The following is an 11,365-nucleotide window of genomic DNA, read 5'->3' on the forward strand; positions in this document are numbered from 1 at the left end:
ATGGCTGAAACCACCGTCGTCCACCTGCTGCGCCACGGCGAGGTGCACAATCCAGGAGGCATCCTCTACGGAAGGCTGCCCGGCTACCACCTGTCGGAGAACGGCAGGCTCATGGCCGAGACGGTCGCCAAGGCCGTCGGCGGCCGCGACATCGTCGCCCTCTACAGCTCGCCTCTCGAGCGCGCGCTGGAGACCGCCACCCCGCTGGCCGACAAGCTGGGGCTCGACATCCGGCAGGACGCCCGGCTGATCGAGGCCGGCAACCTGCTGCAGGGCCGTCTGGCGACGGACGGCGGCATGGCGCTGCTGCGCGACTGGCGCAACTACCGCTATTTCTGGAATCCGCTCCGGCCCTCCTGGGGTGAGCCCTACCCGGTGATCGTCAGGCGGATGAAGTCGGTGATCGACGACGTGCGGGCCGAGGCGCGCGGGCACGAAGCGGTGCTCGTCAGCCACCAGCTGCCGATCTGGGCGATCAGGATCGCCGCCGAGGGCCGCAGGCTCTGGCACGACCCGCGGCGCCGGCAGTGCACCCTGGCCAGCCTCACCACGCTCACCTTCGACGGCGACCGCCTGGTCAGCATCGGCTACAGCGAGCCCGCCGCGTCGCTGCAGAGGGGTCGCACCCTTCCCGGGGCCTGATGTCCGGGGCGTACGGCGGCACCGGTAGAGTTACAAGCTCTACCGCTTGTAGTACAAGGAGATCTTCCTCCGTGCGCGCCAAGTCACTCTCCCTCATTCTTCTGGCCGCCTCCGCGCTGGTCGGGGGCTGTGCCGACGGCCAGAGCGGCCAGCCGCAGGCGGGCGACACCCGGTTCGTCGCGGGCGACGGGAAGATGCAGGTGTTCGAGGTGGCCGAGCGCAAGCCCGCGCCGCCCGTCGAAGGGCCGACCCTCGACGGCTCCACCGCCTCCCTCGCCGCGCACAAGGGCAAGGTCGTCGTGCTCAACTTCTGGGCCTCCTGGTGCGGCCCGTGCCGGGCCGAGGCGCCGGTGCTCAAGGAGGTCGCGGCCAAGACGAAGGACGCCGGGGTGCAGTTCCTCGGCGTCGACTTCAAGGACCGCCAGGCCGACGCCAAGGCGTTCGAGCGCAACGAGCAGACCGGCTACCCCCACATCTTCGACCAGCCCGGCAAGGTCGCGCTGGCGTTCCAGGGCACGGTGCCGCCCGCGGCCATCCCGTCCACGCTGGTCATCGACAAGCAGGGCCGCATCGCGGCCAGGGCGCTGGGCGCGGTCAAGTACACCGACCTGTACGACACGGTGACCAAGGTGCGCGATGAGTGACGTCGTCGCCTCGGGCTCGCTGCTGCTCGCCGTGCCGATCGCGGTGCTGGCCGGGGTGGTGTCGTTCCTGTCGCCGTGCGTGCTGCCGCTGGTGCCGGGCTATCTGTCGTACGTCACCGGCATGAGCGCCGACCCCAAGCGGGGGCGGCTGGTGCTCGGGACGGCGCTGTTCGTGGCCGGGTTCGGGCTGGTGTTCGTGCTCAGCGGGGCGCTGTTCGGCGGCCTCGGCTCGGTCATGCTGGGCAACGCCGACGTCATCACGCGCGTCCTCGGCGTGCTCACCATCCTGCTCGGGCTGGCGTTCCTCGGCGTGCTGCCGGGGCTGATGCGCGACGTGCGCATCCATCGCGTCCCGGCCGCGGGCCTCGCGGGCGCGCCGCTGCTCGGCGTCGTGTTCGGTCTCGGCTGGACGCCCTGCATCGGCCCCACCCTGGCGGTCGTGCTGGCGCTCGGGCTCAACGAGGGCAGCGCCGCACGGGGCGCCCTCCTGGCCGTCGCGTACGCCCTGGGGCTCGGGCTGCCGTTCGTGGCCGCGGCGCTGGCCTACAGCAGGGCTCTGCGCACCTTCCGCGCCATCCGCAAGCACTCGCGCCTGATCACCCGCATCGGCGGCGGCATGATGGTGGCCGTCGGCGTGCTGCTGGTGAGCGGGCTCTGGGGAGAGATGATCGCGGCCATGCAAGGACTGATCGGCGCCTTCGAGCCGGTGATCTGATGAGCGTCCAGGAGTTGGCGAAGAAGCAGGCACCCCAGCAGGCGGCGCTCGGCCCGGTGGGCTGGCTGCGCTGGACCTGGCGCACGCTCACCTCGATGAAGACGGCGCTGATCCTGCTGTTCCTGCTGGCGCTGGGCTCCGTGCCCGGCTCGCTGGTGCCGCAGCGCGGCGTCGACCCCGACAAGGTCGCCCGGCTCTACGAGCAGAACCCGACGCTGGCCGAGTGGTACGACCGCTTCCAGCTCTTCGAGGTGTTCACCTCCGTCTGGTTCGCGGCGGTCTACCTGCTGCTGTTCACCTCGCTGATCGGCTGCATCATCCCGCGCACCGCGGTCTACCTGCGCGAGGTGCGCCGCAAGCCGCCCGCCGCGCCCAAGCGCCTGTCACGCCTGCCCCACTCGGCCTCCTTCGAGGGCGAGCTGAGCGTCGAGGAGGCCGCCCGCCGGCTGCGGAAGATGCGCTTCCGCGTCGTGACCGGCGACGGCTGGATCTCGGCCGAGAAGGGCTATCTGCGCGAGACCGGCAACCTCGTCTTCCACGTCGCCCTGCTGGGCATCCTGCTCGCGATCGGCTCCGGCTCCCTCTTCGGCTACCGCGGCAACGTCCTGGTCGTCGAGGGGGACGGTTTCGCCAACACCGTGGCCGCCTACGACCGGTTCATGCCGGGCAACCAGGTGTCGGCCGAGTCGCTGGAGCCGTTCTCGTTCACGCTCGACAAGTTCGACGTGGCCTACCAGGTGACCGGCGACAAGCGGGGGCAGGCGCTCGACTACACCGCCCACCTCAAGGTCAACGACTCGCCGCAGGCGCCCGCCCGCGACTACGCGCTCAAGGTCAACGAGCCGCTGGAGATCAACGGTACGCAGACGTACCTCATCGGCAACGGCTACGCGCCCCTCTTCAGGGTCACCGACGGGGAGGGGCAGGTGGCCTTCGAGGGCGCCGTGCCCTGCCTGATCGAGGAGAAGGCCACGATGACCTCGGGCTGCGTGGTCAAGGTGCCCGACGCGAAGCCGGGGCAGCTGGGGTTCCTGCTGCAGTTCCTGCCCACCAGCGTCCCGCTGGTCGACGGCCGATACGCCTCTGCCTTCCCCGGGGAGCTCAACCCCGAGGTGCAGGTCCTCGGCGCCTTCACCGGCGACCTCGGCATGCGCTCCGGCGAGCCGCAGTCGGTCTACACGCTGGCCGAGCCCGAGGACATGAAGAAGCTCAAGCCGCTGCTCATGGGTGACGACGTGCCCAAGCCGCTGGCCGTGGGCCAGTCGGTGCAGCTGCCCGACGGCCTCGGCAAGCTCGAGTTCACCGGCGTCAAGCAGTGGATCACGCTCCAGACGGCCTACGACCCCGGACGCGTGCCCGCACTGGTGTCCGCCGCCGCGGCCGTCGTCGCCATCGCGGCCTCGCTCATGATCCGCCGCCGCAGGGTCTTCGTCCGCGTCGGCGAAGGCAGGGTCGACGTGGGTGGGCTGACCCGTACGGAGGGCTCCGCGGCGGGCTTCACCGAGGAGTTCGCCGAGATCGTCCAGGTTCTATCAGCAGGAGACAAGGATGTCCGCTGAGCAACTCGCCGAGGTGAGCGACCTTTTCGTCGTCGCCGCGGTTCTGCTCTACGTCGTCGCCATGGTGGCTTTCGCGATGGACCTGGCCTTCGGTCGCGTCCGACCGGGCAAGGCGGTCGCGAAGAGCGCCGCCAGGCAGCCGGTCGCGGTCGGCGCGTCAGGGGCCGACGTGCTTCCGGAGACCGGGAGCACGTCCGTGCCCGTCGCGCCCGAGCCGCCGCGTCTCGCCGCGGTGGCCGGGACGGCCGGCCTCGTACTGGCCTGGGTCGGCTGGGTCGCCAACCTCGCCGCCATCGTCACCCGCGGCCTCGCCGTCGGCCGATGGCCGTGGGGCAACATGTACGAGTTCGTGGTCGCGATCTCCTTCGCCGCCGTGACCGCGTTCCTCGCCACCCAGCTCCGCCACAACGTACGGTTCCTCGGCGGCTTCGTCATGGTGACCGCCGCGCTGGGGCTCGGCCTGGCCTCGAAGATCTTCTACACCGCGGCCGGTCCGGTGGTGCCGGCGCTCGACTCGTACTGGATCGCCATTCACGTCACCGCCGCGATCGTGGCCAGTGGCCTGCTGACGCTGGCGGGCGTGACCGGCATCCTTTACCTCGTGCGCGGTGACGGGATGTCGCGCCTGCCGTCACGGGCCGATCTGGAGCGGGTGGCCCACCGGGCGATCGTCTTCGCGTTCCCGCTGTGGACGTTCGCCGTCATCGCGGGCGCGCTCTGGGCGGACCGGGCGTGGGGGCGTTACTGGGGGTGGGACCCGAAGGAGGTCTGGTCGTTCATCACCTGGGTCGCCTACGCCGCCTACCTCCACGCGAAGGCGACGGCCGGTTGGAAGGGCCGGGCGGCGACGATCGTGCAGCTCGTGGCGTTCGGTTGCCTGCTGTTCAACCTGATCGGGGTCAACATCTTCATCGACGGCCTGCACAGCTACGCCGACGTCGACTGACCCCTGGGGGAGGGGTCAGCTCACGTCGTCGCCGCGCATGCGGCGCTCGAGGTCGCGGAGGAAATCGGGGTCGTCGTCGGGCCCTTTCGGCATGCCCGGGCCAGGGGTGACCGGCCACGCCTGCCGCGGCGCCCGCGGACGGCCGCGGGCCATCCACACCATGCCGCCGAGCAGCGGGATCAGAACGACGATGAGAATCCAGAGGGCTTTTGGTACGTTCCGTACCTCGTCTTCGGGTGTCGTCACCACGTCGAAGAGGGAGAAAAGCCAGAAGGCCAGCAGAGCCAGTCCGATGAGAACACCTGCCATGCCCGAACTGTAAGCCATGCACAGGACTGATCGTGCGGTCCGATGTCCCATTTCGGGTTACTACCGGAAGATCCACGTCGTACGGTGGAAACCCATGCGGCGGTGTCCACGGGGCTCCAGAGGCGTGGAGAGGTGGCGATGGCCTTTTCTCAGGACAAAGGGCGACATCGGCGCGGTCGTTGGTGGCGGCGTGGATCGTACCTGTTCTCGCGCCGCACCGAGGCGCCCCCCGAGGCCGACCGTTCGTTCTGGTCCAGCGTCCGTGAGAGGCGCCAGGAGGCGCGCACGGCGGGGCGCGGGCGCGGTGGTCCGGAGCAGCGCCGCCGGCCGCGCGAGAGCGAGCTGAACGGCGCCCGTCCCGCGGTAGAACCCCCTGAACGGCGGCGGGTCGGCTGGGACGCTCCCCGCGAGCGCCGCGAGCGGCTGTCCGCGGCCGTGACCGAGCGCCCCGGCTACACCTGGTACGACTTCGAGCTCGACGACCGGCCGGCGGAAGCCCGGCCGCACCGGCCGGAGGCCCCTTCGCTGGGCGACGGCCTGCGCCACTGCGGCCGGCTGGAGGAGGTCCTGCACCGGCAGTGGGACGCCCAGCTGGGCCCGCCGCCGCCCGAGGTCGTGCACGCCGTGGAGAGCCTGGCCCGGCTGCCCGACCGGCTCAAGGACAAGCTGGCCGACGGGCTGGAGGGCATCTACGTCGGCGCGGGCGGCGTCCCCGACCTCGACGACATGGGCTACTTACGCGGCGCGCCGCTCCCGTCGGGCCGCGCGACCTGGGACATCTGCGCGGGCGCCTACGGCGACCGCAAGATCGTCGTGGGGGACCGGCCCTCACCCACGCCGGACGTGATGATGCACGAGGTCGGCCACGCCATCGACGACATCGACGCGGCGCACGGCACGTGGGTCTCGGACTCGCCGGAGTTCGTCCGGCTCTACGAGGCGGCCCTGCCGCTGCTGGCCTCGTCGTTCCACCGCCAGCGAGGCGGGCTCGGCCGCAAGGAGTTCTTCGCCGACGCCTTCGCCGCCATCGCCTCCCGCCAGCGCCCGGCCCTCGTGGACATGCTCGGGGGCGACACGCGTATGGCGCTCGACATCATGCTGTTCTTCAACCGGCGCTACGGAATCTAGGTGATCGGCCATGTACGTCATCCGGCTCGCGGACGGGACCCTTCGCGTGCCGCGGAGCCTGACCAGCGAGGACGGGCGTCTGATCGGCAACGCGTACGTGGAGGTCCAGCCCGGCGATCCCGACTACGAGCAGTGGCTGCCGGAGTCGCTGACCGAGGAGGAGGCGCAGGTGCGCCGCCGGCGCTGGGAGGAGGAGAACGACGAGCTCGAGCGTGAGTTCCTGGCCTACAAGGCCGAGCAGGAAGACGCCTGATCGAGAGGGACCCGGACAGGCGCCAGCCACGGTCGGCGGTTGGCGCCGCCCCGTGCTCCACCGTACGGAGGTGTGGTGGCCGGGAAGCACACGAACAGTGGTCCCGCCAGCGGTGATCCTGGGACAGTGGCTGCTCCCGTGCGGCGGGACCGTTGTGCACGGCCCGCCGACGCGGGATCACCTGCTGGACGGAACGTCAGACGCGCGGGGACTCACCTGCAGGCCTGTCGGCCGTGAGAACGTCCTCGCCTCGGAGAAGGGCGTGCACTTCCGATTCGCGGAAGCGCCGGTGCCCTCCGGGGGTGCGGATACTGCTGATGCGGCCTGCCGCTGCCCAGCGTGTAACCGTCTTTGGGTCTACCCGGAAGAGGGCGGCAACCTCTCCTGGGGTCAGCAGACGCTCGCTGCTACTCTCCACCAATCTCTCCCCCTCGCATCCCGCTTCCTGCCAGCGGGCGGACAGGTAACCAGTGTGTCGAGCGAAGCCTGATTTATCCGTGGTTTTCTACAAAGATCACGGGTTGTTATCAGCTGACTGCCCGATTGTTATATGATAGAGCCTCTTTGGGGCTCTCGTGGGTGTTTCTTTACGAAACTCCCTAACTGGGAACAGTAGCAGTGCTCGCGTTCGGTGCGAAGAGCGACCTGTGCACGGGTCCGAGTAACCTCGACGTGTGCGTCCCGTTCTCGTTTACACACTGTGCCGGATCGGCCTGTTTGGCGTGACCCTCTTGGTGCTGTTGCTGCTCGGCCTGCATAACCCCTTCGTGCTGATCATCGCGTCGTTTGTGATCAGCGGGGTGGCGAGCTACGTCCTGCTGTCCAAACAGCGTGACGCTGTGAGCGAACGCATCAGCAGCAAGATCGACCGACCGAAGCCGCAAAGCGACTAGGGCAGGGGGAACATGCCAATCCGCGCATGGTACTCCCGTCCCAGCCGCGTGGTGTCGCTACCCACAAGCAGTCCGCGACTGTGGGTGTAAAACGCCTTCACGCCGATGCCGCGCTCCCGCCCCGGATTCCAACTCAGGGCCTTTCCGGTGCGGGGATGAATCGCCCCGATGCCCGGCCGCGCCACCGCGCCAGGGCCGGCCGAGTCACGGCCCTTCGGATTGTCCAGCCAGCGCTGGTGGCCGCCGACGTAGACCGCGGCCCCGGTCACGGCGACGGAGTAGAGCGAGTCGCCGCCGGTGTGGTTGACCCAGGTCGGCTTGACGGCCGAGCCCTTGGCGTAGGTCTCGAACCTGGCGGTCGTGTCGCACATACCGCTCTTGGTGCCGCCTGTGGTGACCACCGCGAAATAACGCCCGTCGGGGGAGAAGTCGATGCCCCGGACGTACGAGGGGAACGCCTCGTCGCACTTGCGGGCGTACGCGTCGGTCCGCCAGGGGGCGACCTTGGCCGTGTGCCCGCTGACGTCGATGAGCCCGACCTGCGGCCTCGGCTTGCCGTCGAGCGTGGTGAACGAGCCGTCCACCGCCAGCCGGTCGCGTGAGAGCGCCATCGCGTAGACCTTCACCCGCGACGACAGCGACTTGCCCGGCGTCACGGTGAACGTCGGGTCGAGCGCGCCCGTGGCCGCGTCGAGCCTGGCCAGGGCGGTGCGCGGGCTGACGAAGTCGCCGCCGGCGTAGAGCCGGGAGCCCTGCCTGGCCAGCGTCGCGACCATGCCGCCGCCGATGCGCGGCGCGAAGCCGGCCACGGTCGCGCCGTCCGTCAGGCGCAGCTGGGCCAGCGCCCGCGGCGCGCGGTGGTTGACGCCCCAGAAGTCGCCGCCGACGTAGACGGTGCCGCCGTCGCCGGGCTCCAGCGCGTGGACGGTGCCGCCCACGTTGGGCGCGAAGCCCGGCAGGATGCGGCCGGTGTTCAGGTCGTAGGCGAAGAGGTTGGCCCGCGCGTGGACGGTGCGGCGGGAGGCGTCGCTCACTTCGCTGAACGAGCCGCCGACGACGACGGTGCGGCCGACGACGGTGATGGCGTTGACGATGCCGTCGAGCACGTGGGGCGTGTTGTCGACCGGGTTGGCCGCGACGACGCGGGTGTGCGCGACGGGGGCCGAGGCGAGGAACGCCGCAAGGGCGACACGAGCAAGCATTCGCCAATTTCTAGCAGACGTTGCGTAGTGTCGTGGCTACTTTCCGTTGATTGTCCTGATAGCAAGGGACGTGGCCGGGACGCGGCCCCCATAGGCTGTCGGCATGACGCGCGCTCAGTTGGACAAACAGCCGGATGAGGTCGCCGCGATGTTCGATCGCACCGCCCGGCGCTACGACTTGGTCAATGACGTGATCTCGCTGGGCCAGGTCAGGCTCTGGCGCAAGGCGGTGGCCGCCGCCGTCGACGCGGGGCCCGGCGAGGTCGTCCTCGACCTGGGGGCCGGCACCGGCACCTCGACCGACGCGTTCACCACGCTGGGCGCGCGGGCGATCGCCTCCGACTTCTCGCTCGGCATGCTCCGCACCGGCGTGCGCCGCCACGGCGGCAACGCGCTGACCGGTGAGGGCGTGCCCTTCGTCGCGGGCGACGCGCTGCGGCTGCCCTTCGCCGACGAGGCGTTCGACGCGGTGACGATCTCGGTCGCGCTGCGCAACGTCCACGACACCGCGCAGGCGCTGCGCGAGATGCTGCGGGTGACCAAGCCGGGCGGGCGTCTGGTGATCCTCGAGTTCTCGCACGTGACGTTCGCGCCGTTCGATCTGGTCTATCGCGAATATCTGATGAAGCTGCTGCCGAAGATGGCCAGGGTGTTCGGATCCAACGACGACTCCTACGAATACCTGGCCGAGTCGATCAGAGACTGGCCCGACCAGGCGACGCTGGCGCGCACCATCCAGCAGGCCGGTTGGGAACGCGTCGCCTGGCGCAACCTCACGATGGGGATCGTCGCGCTGCATCGCGGCTTCAAGCCCGCCTGAGGTTTTCGCGGTTCGGCGACAATCTTCTTTTCCGGCAGGCCGTATTACCGGGGCGGACATGCCGACGCGCGGAATTTCCCGCCGTGACGGCGAGTCCTCGTCTCTAGTTGAAAAGCCAATCATTTTCCGGATGGCCGTCGCGCTCGGGGATAACCGAAAGCGGGCGCGCCCGGCGAAATCAATCGGCGCCGCCGGGCCGGGCGGGTCCCCGACGTGAAGCGGACCCGCCCGGCGCGGCCCGCCGTACGCTCCGCGGACGCGCCGAACCGAGGCGGCCCGAAAGATGATCATGATGGCCTGGCACAGGCGACACGCCATCCCCTCTGATCACGATCCAGCCCCCCGACTGCCACTTTGTACAGCAAAAGCAGTAGACTGCTGGCCGATAAGTTTGTGAAGGGGTTCACAAAGGAACGAAGGCGCCAAACCCCGAGGCCTTCGGAGCGTGTAGGGACAGGACAGTCCAGTGACCGTGCCAACAGCCGCCCGCCAGGCGCACGAGCCCGCCGCGAGACAGCGCTGTACAGGCGCACCCATGGTGAAGCGGGCGCGATCATGAGCGCCGTTGACGCCGACGTCATCGTCGTCGGCGCAGGGCCGGCCGGCTCCGCGAGCGCCTTCTACCTGGCCGCCGCCGGGCTCGACGTCCTGGTGCTGGAGAAGACCAGGTTCCCCAGGGAGAAGGTCTGCGGCGACGGCCTGACCCCGCGCGCCGTCAAGCAGCTGCTCAACATGGGCGTCGACGTCGACGCTCCCGGTTGGGTCAGGAACAAGGGCCTGCGCATCGCCGGCGGCGGCATGCGCTTCGAGCTCGACTGGCCGCAGCTCGACCGCTTCCCCGACTTCGGCCTCGTCCGCACGCGCCAGGACTTCGACCAGATCATGGCCGCCCACGCCGTCAAGAACGGCGCGCGGCTCATGGAGGGCGTCACCGTCACCGGCCCGATCCTCGACGACCGCAGCGGCCACATCGTGGGCGTCACCACCAAGGACGGCCGCGAGTTCCGCAGCCGCGTGGTCGTCGCCGCCGACGGCAACAGCACCCGCCTGGCCCTCGGCATGGGCCTGCACAAGCGGGAGGACCGCCCGATGGGCGTGGCCGTGCGCACGTACTTCGACAGCCCGCGCCACGACGACGACTACCTCGAGATCTGGCTGGAGCTGTGGGACGCCGACACGCTGCTGCCCGGCTACGGCTGGATCTTCGGCGTCGGTGACGGCACCGCCAACGTGGGTCTCGGGCTGCTCAACACGAGCGAGCAGTTCAAGAACATCGACTACCGCGACCTGCTGCGGCGCTGGTGCCGGTCGATGCCCGAGGAGTGGGGCTTCACCCAGGAGAACATGACGGGCCCGATCCGCGGCGCCGCGCTCCCGATGGCCTTCAACCGGCAACCCCACTACACGCGCGGCCTGATGCTCGTGGGAGACTCCGGCGGGTCGATCAACCCGTTCAACGGCGAGGGCATCGCCTACGCCATGGAGACCGGAGAGATCGCCGCCGAGATCATCGCCAAGGCTCTCAAGGGCACCACACCCGCCCAGCGGGAGCGGATCTTGCGGACCTACCCCCAGGTGCTGAAGGACGCCTACGGCGGATACTTCACCCTCGGCAGGTGGTTCGTCGAGGCGATCGGGAAGCCCGGTGTCATGAGCTTCGGCACCAGGCACGGGCTACCCCATCCAAGGCTGATGCGCTTCGCGCTCAAACTCCTTGGTAACCTCACGGACCGGCGAGGCGATGCGTCGGACTTGATCATTAACGCACTCTCGAAGGTCGCGCCACCAGCATGAATCTCAGAACTGACAGATCCGGCTGCGCGCCCGCGCGCGCGGCGACTCCGGAGGAGGCGTAGCGATGGACCTTTACGTGCCCATCCTGGTGCTCGCCGTTCTCGCGGGGGGCTTCGCGATCTTCTCGGTCGCCATCGCTCCCTTCACCGGTCCCAAGCGCTGGAACCGCGCCAAGCTCGACGCCTATGAATGCGGCATCGAGCCGACGCCCCAGCCTGTCGGTGGTGGACGGTTCCCGCTCAAATACATGGTCACGGCGATGCTCTTCATCGTCTTCGACATCGAGATCATCTTCCTCTACCCGTGGGCCGTCTCGTTCGCTCCGCAGACGGACGACCTCGGCCGCGTGCTCTCTTCGGGCCTCGGATTGTTCGCGCTCGTCGAGATGCTGCTGTTCATCGTCACCGTGCTCGTCGCCTACGCGTACGTGTGGCGCCGCAAGGGTCTGGACTGGGACTGA

General features: G+C 69.5%; 14 protein-coding genes. 11 read left to right on the forward strand and 3 right to left on the reverse strand.

Annotation, left to right across the window (positions count from 1 at the left end):
• The 5 genes from E1286_RS03355 to ccsB all read left to right on the forward strand — a co-directional run bounded on the left by E1286_RS03355 (position 1) and on the right by ccsB (position 4,506).
• Positions 1-642 (forward strand): histidine phosphatase family protein, encoded by a 642-nt coding sequence (locus tag E1286_RS03355; RefSeq protein WP_132608790.1) that lies wholly within the window; start codon positions 1-3, stop codon positions 640-642.
• A gap of 71 nt (positions 643-713) precedes the next feature.
• On the forward strand, positions 714-1,286 hold the full coding sequence (locus tag E1286_RS03360; protein ID WP_246074391.1) for a TlpA family protein disulfide reductase: 573 nt from the start codon (positions 714-716) through the stop codon (positions 1,284-1,286).
• Positions 1,279-2,001: a cytochrome c biogenesis CcdA family protein gene (locus tag E1286_RS03365; protein WP_132608792.1), complete on the forward strand. Its 723-nt coding sequence runs from the start codon at positions 1,279-1,281 to the stop codon at positions 1,999-2,001. The genes E1286_RS03360 and E1286_RS03365 overlap by 8 nt, the downstream gene beginning before the upstream one ends.
• Positions 2,001-3,560 carry a cytochrome c biogenesis protein ResB gene (gene resB, locus E1286_RS03370; RefSeq protein ID WP_132608793.1) on the forward strand — a complete coding sequence of 520 codons (1,560 nt, stop codon included), beginning with the start codon at positions 2,001-2,003 and terminating at the stop codon, positions 3,558-3,560. The genes E1286_RS03365 and resB overlap by 1 nt, the downstream gene beginning before the upstream one ends.
• Complete coding sequence (gene ccsB / locus E1286_RS03375; protein ID WP_132608794.1) at positions 3,550-4,506, forward strand: c-type cytochrome biogenesis protein CcsB; 957 nt, start codon at positions 3,550-3,552, stop codon at positions 4,504-4,506. Before resB ends, ccsB begins: the two co-directional genes overlap by 11 nt.
• 15 nt (positions 4,507-4,521) lie before the next feature.
• Here the strand turns inward: ccsB and E1286_RS03380 are convergent, their stop codons facing one another.
• Entirely contained in the window at positions 4,522-4,815 is a 294-nt protein-coding gene (locus tag E1286_RS03380; RefSeq protein WP_132608795.1) for a PLD nuclease N-terminal domain-containing protein, read from the reverse strand.
• A gap of 138 nt (positions 4,816-4,953) precedes the next feature.
• Between E1286_RS03380 and E1286_RS03385 the strand changes: the two genes are divergently transcribed.
• Together E1286_RS03385 and E1286_RS03390 are read left to right on the forward strand one after the other, a co-directional pair.
• The gene (locus tag E1286_RS03385; RefSeq protein ID WP_132608796.1) at positions 4,954-5,943 is read left to right on the forward strand and encodes a hypothetical protein; all 990 of its coding nucleotides are present in this window, start codon (positions 4,954-4,956) and stop codon (positions 5,941-5,943) included.
• 10 nt (positions 5,944-5,953) lie between these two features.
• Positions 5,954-6,196: a hypothetical protein gene (locus E1286_RS03390; protein WP_132608797.1), complete on the forward strand. Its 243-nt coding sequence runs from the start codon at positions 5,954-5,956 to the stop codon at positions 6,194-6,196.
• Positions 6,197-6,392: 196 nt separating this feature from the next.
• Here E1286_RS03390 and E1286_RS03395 read toward each other — a convergent pair whose 3' ends face one another.
• Entirely contained in the window at positions 6,393-6,614 is a 222-nt protein-coding gene (locus E1286_RS03395; protein ID WP_026214226.1) for a BldC family transcriptional regulator, read from the reverse strand.
• A gap of 256 nt (positions 6,615-6,870) precedes the next feature.
• Between E1286_RS03395 and E1286_RS03400 the strand changes: the two genes are divergently transcribed.
• A complete protein-coding gene (locus tag E1286_RS03400) occupies positions 6,871-7,089 on the forward strand; it encodes a DUF4229 domain-containing protein (protein ID WP_132608798.1) in 219 nt (72 codons plus the stop codon).
• Here the strand turns inward: E1286_RS03400 and E1286_RS03405 are convergent.
• Entirely contained in the window at positions 7,086-8,291 is a 1,206-nt protein-coding gene (locus E1286_RS03405; protein ID WP_132608799.1) for a hypothetical protein, read from the reverse strand. The genes E1286_RS03400 and E1286_RS03405 overlap by 4 nt on opposite strands.
• A 103-nt stretch (positions 8,292-8,394) precedes the next feature.
• On the opposite strand from E1286_RS03405, the gene E1286_RS03410 reads away from it, so the two are divergent.
• The 3 genes from E1286_RS03410 to E1286_RS03420 all read left to right on the forward strand — a co-directional run bounded on the left by E1286_RS03410 (position 8,395) and on the right by E1286_RS03420 (position 11,365).
• On the forward strand, positions 8,395-9,111 hold the full coding sequence (locus E1286_RS03410) for a demethylmenaquinone methyltransferase (protein WP_132608800.1): 717 nt from the start codon (positions 8,395-8,397) through the stop codon (positions 9,109-9,111).
• 555 nt (positions 9,112-9,666) lie between these two features.
• A complete protein-coding gene (locus E1286_RS03415; RefSeq protein WP_132608801.1) occupies positions 9,667-10,905 on the forward strand; it encodes a geranylgeranyl reductase family protein in 1,239 nt (412 codons plus the stop codon).
• A gap of 64 nt (positions 10,906-10,969) precedes the next feature.
• Positions 10,970-11,365, forward strand: coding sequence for an NADH-quinone oxidoreductase subunit A (locus E1286_RS03420; protein ID WP_111175515.1), 396 nt, complete (start codon positions 10,970-10,972; stop codon positions 11,363-11,365).

Source organism: Nonomuraea terrae, assembly GCF_004348995.1.
Lineage (GTDB): Bacteria > Actinomycetota > Actinomycetes > Streptosporangiales > Streptosporangiaceae > Nonomuraea > Nonomuraea terrae.